Origin of the sequence: Geomicrobium sediminis (genome assembly GCF_016908595.1) — a bacterium.
In the GTDB taxonomy this organism is placed as follows: Bacteria; Bacillota; Bacilli; order Bacillales; family Marinococcaceae; genus Geomicrobium_A; species Geomicrobium_A sediminis.
Genome location: NZ_JAFBEC010000020.1, coordinates 20,837 through 37,864 on the forward strand (window position 1 = coordinate 20,837; position 17,028 = coordinate 37,864).

Annotated in this window: 15 protein-coding genes and 1 pseudogene; 3 read left to right on the forward strand and 13 right to left on the reverse strand. The window is 42.3% G+C overall.

The window, feature by feature from the left end; all coding sequences use genetic code 11:
* Positions 1-68: 68 nt before the first annotated feature.
* The 4 genes and pseudogenes from JOD17_RS19980 to JOD17_RS19995 form a co-directional block, all read right to left on the reverse strand.
* Positions 69-461 carry a hypothetical protein gene (locus JOD17_RS19980; RefSeq protein ID WP_204699734.1) on the reverse strand — a complete coding sequence of 131 codons (393 nt, stop codon included), beginning with the start codon at positions 459-461 and terminating at the stop codon, positions 69-71.
* A gap of 175 nt (positions 462-636) precedes the next feature.
* A pseudogene (locus tag JOD17_RS19985) lies at positions 637-1,127 on the reverse strand (NTTRR-F1 domain); the annotation flags it as partial.
* 340 nt (positions 1,128-1,467) lie between these two features.
* Positions 1,468-1,791, reverse strand: a complete 324-nt coding sequence (locus JOD17_RS19990; RefSeq protein WP_204699720.1) for a hypothetical protein — start codon at positions 1,789-1,791, stop codon at positions 1,468-1,470.
* Positions 1,792-1,892: 101 nt separating this feature from the next.
* On the reverse strand, positions 1,893-3,026 hold the full coding sequence (locus JOD17_RS19995; RefSeq protein ID WP_204699721.1) for an NADH:flavin oxidoreductase: 1,134 nt from the start codon (positions 3,024-3,026) through the stop codon (positions 1,893-1,895).
* A 172-nt stretch (positions 3,027-3,198) separates the two neighbouring features.
* Here JOD17_RS19995 and JOD17_RS20000 point away from each other — a divergent pair, with 172 nt between their 5' ends.
* Positions 3,199-3,777: a hypothetical protein gene (locus JOD17_RS20000; protein WP_204699722.1), complete on the forward strand. Its 579-nt coding sequence runs from the start codon at positions 3,199-3,201 to the stop codon at positions 3,775-3,777.
* A 31-nt stretch (positions 3,778-3,808) separates the two neighbouring features.
* Here the strand turns inward: JOD17_RS20000 and JOD17_RS20005 are convergent, their stop codons facing one another.
* The 9 genes from JOD17_RS20005 to parE all read right to left on the reverse strand — a co-directional run bounded on the left by JOD17_RS20005 (position 3,809) and on the right by parE (position 14,098).
* A complete protein-coding gene (locus tag JOD17_RS20005; protein WP_204699723.1) occupies positions 3,809-4,024 on the reverse strand; it encodes a hypothetical protein in 216 nt (71 codons plus the stop codon).
* A 133-nt stretch (positions 4,025-4,157) separates the two neighbouring features.
* Entirely contained in the window at positions 4,158-4,763 is a 606-nt protein-coding gene (locus JOD17_RS20010; protein WP_204699724.1) for an RraA family protein, read from the reverse strand.
* A gap of 53 nt (positions 4,764-4,816) precedes the next feature.
* Complete coding sequence (locus JOD17_RS20015) at positions 4,817-6,139, reverse strand: TRAP transporter large permease (RefSeq protein WP_204699725.1); 1,323 nt, start codon at positions 6,137-6,139, stop codon at positions 4,817-4,819.
* The gene (locus JOD17_RS20020) at positions 6,139-6,657 is read right to left on the reverse strand and encodes a TRAP transporter small permease (RefSeq protein WP_204699726.1); all 519 of its coding nucleotides are present in this window, start codon (positions 6,655-6,657) and stop codon (positions 6,139-6,141) included. The genes JOD17_RS20015 and JOD17_RS20020 overlap by 1 nt, the downstream gene beginning before the upstream one ends.
* Positions 6,654-7,688, reverse strand: a complete 1,035-nt coding sequence (locus tag JOD17_RS20025; protein ID WP_239575765.1) for a DctP family TRAP transporter solute-binding subunit — start codon at positions 7,686-7,688, stop codon at positions 6,654-6,656. The genes JOD17_RS20020 and JOD17_RS20025 overlap by 4 nt, the downstream gene beginning before the upstream one ends.
* A gap of 263 nt (positions 7,689-7,951) precedes the next feature.
* Complete coding sequence (locus JOD17_RS20030) at positions 7,952-9,004, reverse strand: D-alanyl-D-alanine carboxypeptidase family protein (RefSeq protein WP_204699727.1); 1,053 nt, start codon at positions 9,002-9,004, stop codon at positions 7,952-7,954.
* 80 nt (positions 9,005-9,084) lie between these two features.
* Positions 9,085-9,600 (reverse strand): metal-dependent hydrolase, encoded by a 516-nt coding sequence (locus JOD17_RS20035; protein WP_169962566.1) that lies wholly within the window; start codon positions 9,598-9,600, stop codon positions 9,085-9,087.
* Between the two features lie 78 nt (positions 9,601-9,678).
* Positions 9,679-12,117, reverse strand: a complete 2,439-nt coding sequence (parC, locus tag JOD17_RS20040) for a DNA topoisomerase IV subunit A (RefSeq protein ID WP_204699728.1) — start codon at positions 12,115-12,117, stop codon at positions 9,679-9,681.
* On the reverse strand, positions 12,104-14,098 hold the full coding sequence (parE, locus tag JOD17_RS20045; protein WP_204699729.1) for a DNA topoisomerase IV subunit B: 1,995 nt from the start codon (positions 14,096-14,098) through the stop codon (positions 12,104-12,106). The genes parC and parE overlap by 14 nt, the downstream gene beginning before the upstream one ends.
* Before the next feature lie 281 nt (positions 14,099-14,379).
* Here parE and JOD17_RS20050 point away from each other — a divergent pair, with 281 nt between their 5' ends.
* Together JOD17_RS20050 and JOD17_RS20055 are read left to right on the forward strand one after the other, a co-directional pair.
* Positions 14,380-15,144, forward strand: coding sequence for a gluconate 2-dehydrogenase subunit 3 family protein (locus JOD17_RS20050; protein WP_204699730.1), 765 nt, complete (start codon positions 14,380-14,382; stop codon positions 15,142-15,144).
* A 45-nt stretch (positions 15,145-15,189) separates the two neighbouring features.
* Positions 15,190-16,902, forward strand: coding sequence for a GMC family oxidoreductase (locus JOD17_RS20055; protein WP_204699731.1), 1,713 nt, complete (start codon positions 15,190-15,192; stop codon positions 16,900-16,902).
* The last annotated feature ends 126 nt before the right edge of the window (positions 16,903-17,028 follow it).

Sequence of the window (17,028 nt, forward strand, 5' to 3'; positions counted from 1 at the left end):
ACTCTCATGCGTGCCTTATCTAAAATAACGTTAAGAGCACAATTTCTTAATCGTATCCCAAATCGTTCTTACACACCTTCAATAATAGTTAACCCAATACCACCAGTAAAATACATATAGTAGCTTCGAGCTTTTCCTGTCGTACCATCACCTGTAATTTCCATCATACCGACTACCATTAGACGAGTTCCTTTTGGAAACTGAAGGCCGATCCCTTCTAAAGAACCAAAGGTCATCGATTGCTGTGGCATTGCAGTTGTAAAAGGAACCCCATTTACTCGTGTAGTTGGCAGAGGTGTAAAAAGGTTTCCTCCAGGAGGTGCTGTATACAAAATCATATATGAAATAATTTCCCCATTCGGTGGAGGTGCTGCAATTGCTGTCCAAAAACCAACAGTCACATAGATTCGATCAATTTTCACAATCATAAGGAAGCGAAAAAGCAAACTGCCGATCATCATTTGCAGCTACAGCATCACTTAAATCAATATTTTCTCCTGTTAATGTTACCCTAGCAATTTCTGTACCTAATGCATAACCAGCAACACCAGCAATTGTGGTGACTCCTTGTGAATTCGTAGTAATTAGCGGCGGATGACCAGAAGCAAAAGGGATAATGACTCTCGCATTGCCGTTGGAAGGTCCAGTTGCCCCAGTAGGACCGGTAACGCCAGCTTCGCCTGTAGCTCCAGACCGATCCCGCCTGTCACACCAGATGGACCGGTAACGCCAGCTTCTCCTGTAGCGCCAGTCACTCCCGTGCCTGTAGCGCCAGTCACTCCCGTGCCCGTAGCCCCAGTAGGACCGATCCCACCTGTCACACCAGCTGGACCGGTAACTCCTGTAGCTCCAGTTATTCCCGTGCCCGTTGCACCAGTCGGACCAATTTCTCCGGTCGCCCCAGCTGGACCCGGTTCGCCAGCTTCTCCTGTAGCGCCAGTCACTCCCGTGCCCGTCGCTCCAGTTGGTCCAGTATCTCCGGTCACACCAGATGGACCGGTAACTCCTGTAGCGCCAGTTATTCTCGTACCCGTTGCACCAGTCGGACCAGTCGCTCCGGTCACACCCGTGACTCCAATACCAGAACACTTTGCGTGACTATTAATTAGATTATTATTTACATGAATACCTTGCTTTCCTAGGTGATGTGGTTTTTTGTCAATATTATTCACCCCCAATCATTTCAGTTGCTTCATTTAGTTTATGTATTATGGATATGCTCGATCCAGTGCTTATGACCTAGTGATCAGTAAGTGGAATGAGCCTAGTTGAATAAATAATGAACAATGAACCATCTATTTAAAGTTTTCAATTCACTGATTAGTTACATCGATGATGGCTTTCAATAAACGAAAACTATATGGTTGAGTTGGACCTTTATAGAAGCAATGATACAAGCTACTAGTAAAATACACACAAAAAAATACAAGCCGAGAATCATCGATTCTCAGCTTGTTTACGATTAAGCTATTGTTTTGTTAATACTTTCGGTATTTGACGAAAGACGTCTACTCCGCGTCCACCGACAATGTGCAATTCTACTTGTTTGCCTTTTGTTGTCGTCTCTAATAAGTACATTTCATGGCCTTCTTGGTTCGCTTTTTCATAAAGTGTAAGGGTAATCTCCCCATTCTCTCGAGATGTTGAGGTATGTGATTTCCAAGGTAAAATTAGCAATCGTTCATAAAGTGAGCGAACTTCTTTTAAAGTTGCTATTTCAAGATCATCTGTTGCTGCAAACACTGCTACAGGTTGATTTTCTTGATCCGTTGATGTGTATTTGTTCTTCATTTGTTCTCACCCTTCAGAAACATAATTACTTTCTTTTACCGCAATCTCTTAAGTTTTAAACCTCATCTTTCTAAAAAGCGACTAAAATAGACTAGAAAACCTTATCGTAGAGTCTCTTCAAGCTCTTTCGTATACATCGTAGCATCTTCAAGACGGTTTTCTTTTAACTTCTTTGGCCAATCAGAATCTGCGAGTAATGAACGGCCAATTGCTACATAATCAAACTCTCCGTTTTCGATTTTCTTTTCTGTGATTTGAATATTTTCATTGATTGATACGACTAAATCACGCGTGTCATTTTCATGTTCGCTACGATAAGCTTTGTTAATCCCGATCGATCCAACGGCAATTGCTGGTTTGCCAGTTACTCTCTTCGTCCATCCAGCTAACGTGAGATCTGGATCTTCTTCAACAAATTCTGGCTCCCAAATACGTCTCGTTGAACAATGGAATACATCCACACCGGCTTCTACAAGGGGTTGCAATAGCGTTTTTAACTCTTGTGAGTTCTGAGCTAACTTCGCTTCATAGTCAGTCCCTTTCCACTGAGAATAGCGGAAAACGATTAGGAAATCTTCTCCAACTGCTGCACGGCAAGCTCGTACAATGTCAGCTGCAAACGTTGAGCGGCCTGTTAAATTGCCACCGTATTCATCATCACGACGATTTGTTAGTTCCCAGAAGAACTGGTCAATTAAATAACCATGGGCACCATGTAGTTCAATTCCGTCAAATCCAATCTCTTTTGCTTGTTTGGCAGCTTTTGCAAATTGATGGACCAGGTCTTTAACTTCATCGTTTGTTAACGCATGAATCTTTGGAACTTCTTTTCCTTTAAGGCTTATGCTTGATGGGCTAATCGGTGCTGCTTCTACATTTGGCTCACTTCCAGCTTTTCTAGCTGCGCCAACGTGCCATAGCTGAGGGATGATTTTCCCGCCTGCTGCATGAACTTCTTGGACGACTTTCTTCCACCCTGCCAGTGATTCTTCACCATAAAATCTTGGAATATCTTTATGCATAACTGCTGAAGGATGATCAATGGCCGTGCCCTCTGTAACGATTAAACCGACACCACCTTCAGCTCGCTTACGATAATATGCTGCAACTTCTTCATTTGGAACTCCGTCTGGTGAGAACACTCTCGTCATCGGTGCCATCACAATTCGGCTTTGGAGTTGTACATTCTTCATGGATACTTCTTCAAGCAATACGTGACCTACTGTTTCTGTCATCTCTCCCACTTCCTTTCTATAAATAACTACCCTTCTATTTTACACCCACTCATTTTGGAAGCGTTAGCATTTTTTGAATGTTTATTTAATTAAAGGGATGAATCAAACTGTTTTTCGCTTTTGAGTCCTACTTCCAAAAACGTACTCATACATTGTACAGGAGGTGTTTTTGGTGCAAATTAAAGACCATAATGAATGGCTCTATATGGATGAAGTGATGCGTTCGTTTAAAAAAGATGACATGTATTTTTGTGAATTTGGAATTACGTATATACATCCTGAAGACGTCATTGCATTGTCACACCGTAAAGTATTACGCCAACAAAAATTAGATCGTCTAAAAGAGGCCTATAAACGACGCGGGGAATGGTATGATGACCCGGCCGATCCAATTGCGTTGCTGCTATTACCCGACGGGCGCTTTGGCATCCGACATGGTAATCATCGAATATACCTTGCCAAAAAACAAAACATAACAAAAGTAAGAGCGCTCGTAGACATTTTTATCCCAAAGTCATTAATTCCGATTGAACTTCAAAATCACATCCAATCGTGTGAACAAGAAATCGCTACGTTAAAGCGAAACATGAAAAATATCGATCACTTATTAAAGACACAACCGCTTTCGAATGAAAGCTTAGTGATCGAACGAAAGTTGCTTAAAACCGCATACAACAAACAAGTCCAAAAACTTAATGACCGTTTGCTCGAAGAAGCAACAAAGCTTCAATTAATTCCGATTAAGCTATGAAAGGCTCCCCATCATGGGGAGCCTTTCATAGTTATTCAGCAGTTTCATTCTTCAACGCTTTAAGGTGTTGAATGGTGAATTTCTCTAATCCGTGTTGATTATTCTCGTTGTTTTCAAGTAAAAACTCATCAAACTTACGGCTGATCGGCGCAAACCATGACACGTCTTCATTTAATGGGCTTGTACGCTGATCATGATCTTTACTCATGTTCTCTAAAACCTTTTTAATATGGGAAATCTTCACCATTCAACATCACACCTTTGCCAAATGATTAATAGTTCATCGTGTTCGTTCGGTATCGAATACATTCCCGAGTGAGGCTTCTTTTAAACCTGTAACGAGCATACACCAACACGTATGTATGTACGTCGTCTACGAATTAATACTGCTCTAAATACTTACGTGCTTTCTTTGGATCGTTACCGATCTCTTTTTCTCTTTTTTCGTCTTTCGCAATCTTATCTAACGTTTTCATATACACGTCTTTCGCATCTTCTTTTGGCACAACAACAACGCCATCGACGTCAGCAACAATATAATCGCCAGGGCTTACGACAACACCACCACAAGTGATAGGGACTTGTAGCTTTCCGTATTCGTTCTTTTTACTCGCAACCGGTGTTGTCCCTATACAGAAGACTGGAAAATCAAGATCACGAATCGCTTCTAAATCACGAATGACGCCATCAACGACGATCCCTTTTAGACCTAGTGTTTTCGCAAGCCCAATGATAAAGTCACCTGCAATCGCAACGCTTCGTTCCCCTTTGCCGTCAATGACCAACACATCGCCTTCAGAGGCACTTCTAATCGCTTTTAAAAGGGATAGATTCTCACCACCCGACACATCTACTGTGAATGCAGGTCCACTTAGCTGCCACTTCTCTTTGAGTGGATACACACCGTTTTTCATATGGTTATACCCTTGCAAACCGTCAGATACAGCTGTTGATGGCAAACCCTCAAATAGATTCTCTTCAGCCATTCTTTTCTCTCCTCCCAATAAACACTAGTTCTCGTTTCTTTTTCAATTCCCTGCTACATCCCTAATAAATCCGGCAAACCATTCGAGACGATCGGTACGTACATGACGATGAGTAAAACAATGATGGATGCAATTAAATAAGGACCAATTCCTCGTACGATACTTTCTGAAGAAACACCTGAAATGCCACTCGCAACAAACAAATTCAGTCCAACCGGTGGTGTAAACAATCCAATCGCAAGACTAACGGTCATCATAACCCCAATTGTCGTCGGATCTACACCTACTTCAAGTAAAATTGGCATCAAAAGCGGAATAAAAATATAAAACGCTGAAATGGCATCAATAAACGCGCCAACGATAAGTAAAATCACTGCTGTCATTAGCAATAGTATAAACGGATTCGCAGTTAAGCTTAGTACAGACGATGTAATCGTTGATGCGACTTGTTGTGTCGTAATAATATATGAAAATAATGAAGCAACACCGATAATGAACATAATTACCGCAGATTGAACAGAAGCATCGATCAGAATTTTCGGAATGTCTTTTAGCTTTAATTCCCTATAGAAGAATAGACCAACGATGAGTGCATAGAACACCGCAATAACTGCTGCTTCGGTCGGTGTAAACATTCCAGAATAAATTCCACCGAGAATGATGACTGGTATCATGAGCCCTAAAAGAGCTTTCACAAAGGCTTTTAATACATCTACGAGTGGCGCTTTTTCAATTACAGGTGCCGCTTCATTGCGAGCTTTCATCAACTGCTTGTTTTGCTTACTCACAAATATACTGGCTACGAGAAGACCAACAGCAAGTAAAATGCCTGGAACGATTCCTGCAACGAAAAGACGACTAATCGATACACTCGTAAAATCACTCGAGATCACGCCAAAAACGATAAATGCAATGCTCGGTGGTAAGATAATTCCTAATGAACCAGAGCTTGCGACGAGAGCGGATGCGCGATTTGCGGGAAAACCGTTTTGAATCAATGCGGGTATTAAAAGAGCACCCATTGCAGCAACAGTTGCCGGGCCTGAACCAGAGATGGCTGAGAAAAAGAATGCTGCTACGATCGCCACAATGACAATCCCATTTTTTCGGTGTCCGAACGCGAGATAAGCAAAATCAATTAAGCGCTTAGAAATTCCTGAGTAACCCATAATGACGCCTGCTAACACGAAAAAAGGAATCGCAAGCAATGTAAAGGATGATATCGATGAATACATGATGCTAGGAATGAGTCCAAGAGAACTCCAGCCACTATCGAGTAAAATAACGACGACTGCTGCAATGCCTAGGGCAAATGCGACAGGTAAATTAATAAAGATCAAGATGAAAAACAAGACAAACATAAGCGCTGTTAACATTACCCTTCCAACTCCTTACTCTTCGATTCGATGTTTGACCATTGATGCGATTTGTTTCGATTCATACCTTTCCATGAAAGGAGGGTACTCTCTACTGTTCGAATCATGCAAAACAGTGAACCGACAGGAATTGAAAGCGTAAATAACCATTGTGGAATGTTAAGAGCTGGTGTCATACGGCCGCGTTCAAACTGATTCATGACAAGCTCCAAACCAAATAAGAGCGTTAATAACAAAAAGAATAGCATAAGAGCACTCGTTGTAAGTAACATCATGCGTTTAAACGAACCTCTCATTTTTTCATAAAGGAACTGAAATCGAAAGTGTGCTTGTCTTTTAATTGCAATTGATGCTCCAATAAATGTGGCAAGTACAAACAAGTTAATTGTAATTTCTTCTGCAAAGGCAAAGGACGTATCAAAGAAATAACGGGACAATACGTTGCCAAACGTAATGATTGACATCCCAGCCATAGCAACAATGACGAGTACATATTCAATATACGTTAACCACTTCATTCTATTTCCTCACTTCCCATCGCTTCATCTAAAAACATTTGCATATGATCTTCGCCCCAAATGTCGCGAAACTGTTCATAGACAGGTTGTGAGTCGTTTCTAAATTGTTCAATTTCATCCTCGGTTGGATAATAAATTTCCATCCCAGCTGCTTCAAGCTCTTCTAATTGCATCGCTTCTTTTTCACGGGTAATTTGAATTTGATACGCATTCGCCTCAGCAGCAACTTCTCGAATTAACGCTTGGTCGTCTTCAGGTAATGAATCATACAAGTCCTTATTCATTCCTAAAATAATCGCATCGTACACGTAGTTCCACATCGTCATGTATTGTTGAACTTCAACGAGACCTGATGAATACGTAACGTCTACTGGATTCTCTTGGCCGTCAATGGTCCCTTGCTGTAAGGCCGTGTACACTTCAGAAAACGGCATCGTAATTGGATCCGCACCTTGTGTTCGGAAAAGGTTCGTTAATACTCCCATGTTCGGAACACGGATTTTCAGATGATCAAGATCTTCAGGCGTACGAATTGGTAACGTATCATTCGTAATTTGACGAAAACCACTTTCGCCAAATCCTAGTGGTTCAACTCCCCGTTCTCGTAACATGCCTTCAATAATTTGTCCGCTCTCGCCATTTAACACGCGGCTAGCATCGTCATAATCATTAATTAAAAACGGCGCACTTAACACACCGAAGCGTTGGTCGACACCTGCATAAATAATACTAGAGTTATACGAAAAGTCTTTAAGGCCGTCCATCAGTTGTTCAACACCGGCTTCTTGATTGCCAGCTGACAGTTGTTCATTCGTATAAATCTCAATCTGCATTCGCCCGTCCGACTCTCTCTCTAAATCCTCTGCGAATTTCAAAGCGCCTTCATACCACGTAGACCCTGGTCCTACAGTTATGGTCATGTTCCATTCGTGAATTTCTTCACCTGTTGACGTCGTATTAGTTATGCATCCAGTTAACGCGAACGCTGCCATACATAACCCGACAAGTCCCCCTTTTAACTTCTTCATCATTGCTCGTCCCCCAGCTTCCTCCATTGACTAAGTATTAAGATTATTAAACGTATGTACTTCCATAATTCTTGACTTTGTTATAGCATTAGTACATCTCTCCCGACTTTAATCCTGTAATATAACAGAATATTCTTATATAAACCCTATCGAATGCGAAACGAGAAGTCAATACGTTTTTTGCGTATAGTGTATTGTCAATTTATCTGACAAAAAAATAAAGAGCCGCATTCATGTATCGTACATGAATTCAGCTCTTGCTTTGATTAGTTGTCACGATCTCCGTCGTTCACAGCTACTCTATTTACAGGGTAATAATCAAATCCAGCTTCTAATAACGTCTTTGTTGCTTGAAAGCGTGACTGATTCGAGTCTGTTTTCATTACAACAGACAACAATCTTTGCTCACCTCGTTCAGCCGTCCCGATAAATGAATAACCCGCACGATTCGTGTAACCCGTTTTTAGCCCATCCATCCCTTGTAATCCTTCGTCCATCAAGAGAAGTTGTTCCTCAAGCTCTTGTCGTTCATCTTCATCCTCTAGTTGATGCAAGTAGTCATTCATTTCTTCGATCTCTACTTGTCGGTCAAGTAATTGGTTCGTATTGTAAAACTGTTGATTCGAAAACGATAACGTAAAATAAGGCTTCTGGGTTAGTTCAATCACCTCAGGATAATCTTGAATTAAGTGAAAACCTATAAGCGCTGTATCGTATGCGGTTAACGTTGATTCTTCTCTCGTTTTGGGTTGTGGCAATCCGTGACTATTCACAAAGTTCGCATGACTCGAAAGACCAAAGTCAACGGCTTTCTCGTTCATCTTCCTAACGAAGGCCTCTTCATCAGATGCGAGATGCTCTGCTAAAGCAACAGATGCATCGTTTGCAGAAGCTAAAGCCATTGAGACAAACAAATCAGAAACGGTCCATTCTGAACCTTCTTGTAAAAACATCGTACTTCCACCTGTCTCTGCAGCCTCTTCACTAATCGTTACGACTTCTTCACGATCAACGTCACCTTCTTCGATCGCTTCTAATACGAGATACATCGTCATAATCTTTGACATACTCGCTGGTGCAAACGGCTCTCTAGCATTCTTTTGCCATAGCATTTGACCAGTATTCACGTCGACTACGATCGCAGCCTCTGCTTGTACTTCCGCAAGCTCACTCGTTGGGATCTTCGAAATTGTTGATTTTTCATATGCTGACACGTATTTATTGCCAAGTCCCTCAGACGTTGCCGTTACGCCATTACTCGTGAACAACGAAAAACTTAGCAGTAGAAGTGACAAAGCGATTGTTACACGTCGAACCATTGCCATCCCATCCCCTAAACATGACATTGATTTTCATTATAAGCCAAAAGTCACGTTGCAACAATCATTTTTCGACAATTTCAACCAATTACCCCTACGTATTCTAAGCTATAATAACTAATCCATAACATACAAACGAATAAGACACTGCCTTCTCCTAAAAATGAACCGGTTTTCGTATGCCATGGAAATCGAACCATCGTCGGAATTGGGTAGAATAGTCGAATGCCTCGAGACGTTAACATGTCTAGTAAGTAATGACTAACCATACCTATAAGTATTCCGGTTTGAATGGCAACGCCATATGTACCTGGTATGAGTCCGGTTAAGACTCCAACAATGAGTAAAAAAAGTAAACTGTGTGTAAACGTACGATGACCAAAAACACCTCTAATCATGACAGATAGAGATGATATTTTTTTGCCTGCTGTAGAGTTTGGGTGACAGATGTCTGGTAAAAGTCCCCCAATTAACGCTGCACCAAGCATAACAACCGATTCCACTCCTTCTGGTGGCGCGCCCCATGAAACAGGCACGAATCGATCATACAAGGTCGTTAATGCAACGGCACCGACCAAATGCGTACCGGCTTTCATATCTTTTCTCCGTTCTTTGCAATAACGAATGAGAAGCCTCACATCACGTTCTGTGAGACTCTCTCAATTCGACTATCCTCATTTTTTTTGACTATGATCAATATATGGCCAAACGTCTTCAATCATGCCACTTGTATCCGTATCCACGACATAATTCCCCGTTTGATAACGATCATATTCTTTAATTGATTCACCCTCGACATGTTCAGTGTCACCATTCTCAGTACGAGCCACAAAAGCGTTGCTATCTGTCGTAACCGGCCATGCTTGAACGACGAAGTGGGGACTTCGTTTAAGTTCCCGAACCATCGTTGTACCTCGCTTAGCTCGACTACTTTTTGTAAATAGAGAAACTTTTACTTGCTTCATCGCACCTCGCTGAGTCGTAACGAGCATCGTCTTCACATGAGTTGGATCAAACGTAAATGCTGAAGTGACAAAATCATCGTCTTTCAATGCGATTGCTTTTACCCCTGCCGCTCGTTGGCCAACAACATTCGCTTCTTCTTCATCAAACCGTAAGCCATAACCGAGGCGAGTTACAATCATCACTTCTTCTTTACCGTTCGTTACATCAACAGAGCGCACGAGGTCATCTGCCTTTAATTTCAAAGCAACGAGTGCCCGGTTAAAACGTTGTGCTTGATATTCACTAAGTGGTGTTCGCTTAATCATGCCGTTCTTCGTAATAAAGACGAGGAACTGATCTTCATGAAATTGTTCAACTGGAATAACGCTTACCACGCGGTCGTCAGGTGAAATAGGCACGAGGTTCGCGACGTGTTGACCATTGTCTTTCCAACGAATATCTGGTAGTTGATGAATCGGCACATAAAGGTACTGACCTTTTTCAGTAAAGATAAGAATCGTCTCTGTCGTATTCATTTCTTTAAAGAATGTTAAGTCGTCCGTTTCTTTCATGCCAGGACGTTCGTCATTGGAAGCTGTAAACGATCGAACGCTCGTCCGCTTCACGTAGCCTTCTCGGCTTACGGTGACGATGACATCTTCTTGCGGAATCATCGTCTGCATATCGATTTTGAGTTCTTCAACATCTCGTTCAACGTTCGTTCGTCTTTCATCTGCAAACGTCTTTTTGACCTGCTTTAATTCTTTTTTGATCGTTTGAACGAGCTTTTTTGGGTTGTTTAACACTTCATTCAGCGAATTAATCGTTTCATCCAATTCACTAGCTTCACGTTCTAGCGTTTGGATATCTGTGTTCGTCAATCGATAAAGTTGCAACGTAACAATCGCTTCTGCTTGCATTTCCGTAAATCCAAAACGTTGCATAATATTATTCTTTGCATCTTGTTTGTCGTTAGATTCTCGGATTAATTGAATGAGCTCATCAAGCACGCTAATCGCTTTAATAAGCCCTTCAACAATATGCTTACGCTTTAAAGCTTGATCTAAATCATGACGGCTTCGATTCGTTGTGACCGTTTTTTGGTGATCGAGATACGCATTTAAGAGCGACTTTAATCCGAGAAGCTTTGGTGCCTTATCGGAAATAGCGACCATATTAAAGTTGTAATTCACTTGTAGGTCAGTATTTTTGTACAAATAATGCAGGATGCTTTTCGCATCGGCTTCTTTCTTTAACTCGACAACAATTCTTAGCCCCGTGCGATCCGTTTCATCGCGAACTTCGGCAATCCCGTCGATTTTCTTATCAAAGCGAATTTCATCCATACGCTTAACGAGATTCGCTTTAATCACCTCATACGGTATCTCTGTAATGACGATTTGTTCTTTCCCGCCTCGAAGTGTTTCGAATTCAGCTTTTCCACGGAGAACGATTCGTCCTTTCCCCGTTTCATAAGCCTTCTTTAATCCTTCATAACCTTGAATGGTCCCTCCACCAGGAAAGTCTGGACCTTGAATCACATTCATCAAGTCTTTCACATCGGAATTCGGACGATCAAGTAATAAAATCGCACCGTCGATGATCTCCCCTAAATGATGAGGAGGGATGTCTGTTGCATACCCCGCAGAGATCCCTGTCGACCCATTGACGAGTAAGTTTGGAAAGTAACCAGGTAAAACGACTGGCTCTTCTTCTGTGTCATCAAAGTTTGGGATATACTCGACTGTATTTTTTTTAATGTCTTGTAACATCACTTCTGCAAGCGAAGAGAGACGTGCTTCGGTATAACGCATCGCAGCAGGGGGATCTCCGTCAATGGAACCGTTGTTGCCGTGCATTTCGACGAGGTTTTTACGGATCTTCCACGATTGACTCATCCGAACGAGTGCTTCATACACAGAAGAGTCACCATGAGGATGATAATTACCGATTACATTTCCGACCGTTTTTGCGGATTTACGGAACGGTTTATCAGACAAATTATTATCTCGGAGCATCGCGTAAAGAATCCGTCGTTGTACAGGCTTTAAGCCATCCCGAGCATCCGGTAGCGCTCGTTCTTGAATAATGTACTTACTATACCGTCCAAAGCGATCTCCAATCACTTCTTCAAGCGGTAAATCCAAATACTTTTCAGCTTCTTGCACGGGTGTCGTCCTCCTCTGCAACGAGCATTTCGTTGTCTAAGATGTTCGTTTCCTCATCTAAGCCAAAGGCGACATGTGATTCAATCCATTTTCTACGTGGCTCGACTTTGTCACCCATTAACGTAGCCACACGCTTATCAGCCCTAGCAATGTCTTCAACTCGAACGCGTACGAGCGTACGTGTCTCAGGGTTCATCGTCGTTTCCCACAATTGGGAAGCGTTCATTTCACCAAGTCCTTTGTAACGCTGGATCGTATAACCTTTTCCTACCTTTTCAATGGCCCTTTTTAATTCGGACTCATCCCAAGCATACTCAAGCTTTTTCCCTTTACCTGTGCCTCTTTCGACTTTGTAAAGTGGTGGCAGTGCAATAAATACTTTTCCTGCCTCAATGAGCGGACGCATGTAACGATAGAAAAACGTTAGTAGCAAGACTTGAATATGAGCACCATCGGTATCAGCATCTGTCATAATGACCACTTTATCGTAATTGCAGTCTTCCACAGAGAAGTCCGTCCCAGCGCCTGCACCAATGCTATAAATAATCGTGCGAATTTCTTCGTTCTTCATAATGTCATCAAGTTTTGCACGTTCAGTGTTAATGACTTTCCCTCGGAGGGGCAAGACTGCTTGGAATTTGCGATCTCGACCTTGCTTTGCAGAACCGCCTGCAGAGTCCCCTTCGACGAGATACAATTCATTGCGCTTCGGGTTTCTCGATTGAGCTGGGGTGAGCTTACCGCTTAAAAGCGCATCTTTACGGCTGTTCTTCTTACCACTTCGCGCTTCTTCTCTTGCTTTACGGGCAGCTTCACGTACCTCTTGAGCTTTTATCGCTTTTTTAATTAATTGCGTGCTTAATTTAGGGTTTTCTTCAAAAAAGTATACGAGCTTCTCAGAAAGAAGGTTATCGACACTTTGACGTGCTTCTGGCGTACCGAGTTTACTCTTCGTTTGACCTTCGAATTGAAGTAATGATTCAGGTATATGAATAGACAGAACTGCAGTTAATCCTTCTCGGATATCATTGCCATCAAGGTTCTTATCCTTTTGTTTTAGGAGCTGTAGCTTTCGTGCATGCTCATTAACTGCTCTTGTAAACGCAGACTTCATTCCAAATTCATGAGTTCCGCCGTCTCTCGTGCGAACATGGTTAACGAATGACAAGATGTTTTCCGTATAACCATCGTTAAACTGAAAAGCAAAATTCACATGGATGTCTTGATGAACACCATCAAAAGAAGCAACGTTGTGAAGCGCCTCTTTATCTTCGTTCAAATATTCGACAAACGCATCAATTCCGGTTTCGTATTGATATGTCTCGCTTTTCTCTTTATCTTTGCGCTCATCAATGAGCGTAATCGACGTTCCACCAAGAAGAAATGCACTTTCTCTCAACCGTTCTGAAAGCGATTCATACTGATAGTTTGTCGTTTGGAACATCGTATCATCTGGCTTGAAGTGAACGACCGTTCCAGACTTTCTCGTATTGCCAAGCTTTTCAAGCGTCGTAACGGGAACGCCACCACGTTCAAATCGTTGGCGATATTTATGGCCATCACGATGGATTGTAAGCTCAAGTGAAGACGACAATGCGTTTACAACCGATGCACCTACCCCGTGTAAACCTCCACTCGTCTTATATCCACCTTGTCCGAACTTACCACCTGCATGAAGAACCGTCATAATCACTTCTGGTGTCGGTCGACCTGTTCGGTGCGTCCCAACAGGCATCCCGCGTCCTTCATCCTCTACCGAAATACTATCGTCTTTATGAATGATCACTTTAATATGATTACCAAAACCCGCCATCGCTTCATCGACAGCATTATCTACAATTTCATAAACAAGGTGATGCAATCCTCTCGTATCCGTACTCCCGATGTACATACCAGGTCGCTTACGGACAGCTTCAAGTCCTTCAAGTACTTGAATCGCATCATCATTATATTCAAGTGTTTGATCTTTATCTTGACTCACGTATCTAAGTGACCCCTTTCCTAAAACAGAAACAAAAAGCCTACTGTATAGGCATCTCTATCTCGGTCTTTGCCGATTTGTTCTCTTTATACAATACAGGTTAAGAACGTATGTTTTCAAGCTATATTTGCATGTGATTCCCAATTTCTCCATATAAGGCTCACCAAATTCAAAGAAGAATACGTAACTTTTTTCTTTTTTGAGTAATTTTAACCAAATATGGGCAAAAGTAAAATGCGCAAGAAACAATCGTAATGACGGTTAAAAGGAGTGAACCCATTATGGCAGAAGAAAATAACCAATCTGGCATGACACGACGAGACTTTCTTAAAAACAGTGGACTCGTCGTCGGTGGTGTTGTTGGAGGGGGGATTTTAGGTAGTCTACTAACGAATTCGTTCACAGACGAAACCTCACCTGCAACAGACACCGAAGGAGAACAAACCGATCAATCAGGCGGTGAACAATTAACGAAAGCAAGAATGTTTTTTAAGCGTCAAGAAGACTTCCGTGTACTTAGTGCAGCCGTAGAACGTATCTTCCCAGAGGATGATACAGGTCCTGGAGCCGTCGCACTCGCCGTTCCTTTCTTTATTGATAAGCAGCTTGCCGGTGAGTATGGCTTTAATTCACGGGAATACATGGAAGGTCCTTTCCATGAAGGTGCACCAACTCAAGGCCCACAAACCGGGATGCGTCGACGTGAAGTATTCCTCTACGGAGTGTCCAAGATCCAAGAGGTCGCACAGGATGAGCATGGTGAAGCCTTCTTTGATCTTGATGGCGAACAACAAGATGAGATTTTAGGTGCTTTTCAAAATGCTGAGGTTGATATGACTGGTGTAGCTTCAGACGCATTTTTCACGATGCTACGTCAGGCGACTTTAGAAGGTGTTTATTCAGACCCCGTCTACGGCGGTAACTTAAATATGGACGGTTGGCGCATTAAGAAATACCCTGGTGGACAAATGGCCTTCTTTGATGTTATCGAAGCAGATGAATTTATTGAAATGGAGCCAATTAGCTTACATGCACACCATACGTAAATCGTTTGGTTTACGTTAATTAAAAGTTTTGGAGGTTACGTAACTATGCCAACAGAATTACCACATAAACAAGTTGCAATTGTAGGAGTCGGATGGTCTGGCGGTATCATTGCATCTGAACTTGCAAAAGCAGGTTACGAATGCATTGGTTTAGAACGAGGGAGCGAACGTAAAGTAAACGATTTTATCATGCAAAAAGACGAATTGCGATATGCCATTCGCTATGAATTAATGCAAGATTTATCGAAAGAAACACTTACGTTTAGAAATGATCAAGACATGTTAGCTCTTCCAATGCGTCAGATGGGCTCGTTTTTACTCGGTACAGACCTTGGGGGTGCCGGTATTCACTGGAACGGCCAATGCCCTAGATTCTATCCTTATGACTTTGAAATTCGAACACAGACGATCGAAAAATACGGAGAAGATCGAATTCCAGATGATATGCCACTACAAGACTGGGGCATCTCCTACGACGATATGGAAGAGTATTTCGCTAAATTCGACGAAACAATTGGTACATCTGGAGAAGATAATGAAATGACTGCTCCCAGATCAACAGAGTTCCCGACACCACCGATGAAGCAAACGAAATCGATGAAACTTTTTGCTGAGGCATCAGAAAGTCTTGGCTTACATCCATACATCAGTGCTTCTGCAAACCTTTCAGAAGCGTACACAAATCCTGACGGTCAAACAATCAATCAATGTATGTACTGTTCATTTTGCGAACGCTTTGGATGCGACTATCAAGCGAAGTCTGATCCGCTTATTACTGTCATCCCAACAGCACTAGAAACTGGAAACTTTGAAGTTCGTACTCATTCAAACGTACGTGAAATTGCGTATGACGGCGATCAAACCAATGGCGTGTATTTCACTGACACGAGAACTGGTGAGGATTACTTCCAACCTGCAGATGTTGTCATCTTGACGTCTTACGTTATGAACAACACCCGATTACTTCTACAATCAGGAATCGGCGAGCCTTACGACCCAGAAAGTGAAACAGGTGTCATCGGGAAAAATTATTGTTATCAAGTCATGGCCAGTGCACAAGGGTTCTTCGATGAGCAATTTAACTTGTACGCAGGTGCTGGAGCACTCGGAGGTCAAGTTGATGATTATAACGCCGATAACTTTGACCACAGTGATCTAGATTTCTTACACGGTGGCACAATCCAATGTACACAGACAGGGATTCGTCCGATCGCAACGAACCCTGTCCCACCTGGAACACCTACGTGGGGGGCAGCATTCAAAGAAGCATCTGCTCATTACTTCTATCGTACCTTATCATTAGGTTCTCAAGGAGCAAGTCTACCATACCGGTATAACTACCTAGATCTGGACCCGACTTATACTGATTCTCACGGTGATCCACTTCTACGTATGACGTATAACTTTACAGAGCAAGATCGTAACTTAGCGGCTCATCAATCTGCTCGACTTACAGAGATTCTTGAAGAGATGGGTGCCAATGAAGTCTTCTCCAACCCCGACATTGGCGATTATAACATTATGCCTTATCAAACCACTCACAACACTGGTGGGGTTATTATGGGTGCCGACCCTGAAACGTCTGCGGTAAACAATTATTTACAAATGTGGGATTGTGAAAACTTATTTGTCGTTGGTGCTTCGGCGTTCCCGCACAACAGTGGGTACAATCCAACACCTACAGTAGGTGCACTTTCTTACCGAGCTGCTGAAGGAATCTTAAGCTACTTGGAAGATCCAAGACCTTTAGCAGAATAACGTAAAATCACCCCCTTCTTTGAAAGAAGGGGGTCAGGCTGTTGAGAAAGTCATTTCTCAACAGCTTTTTCTTATTTATAGACGCCGAATCATAACCACGCTTTGTTATAATAGAGAAAAGAACGG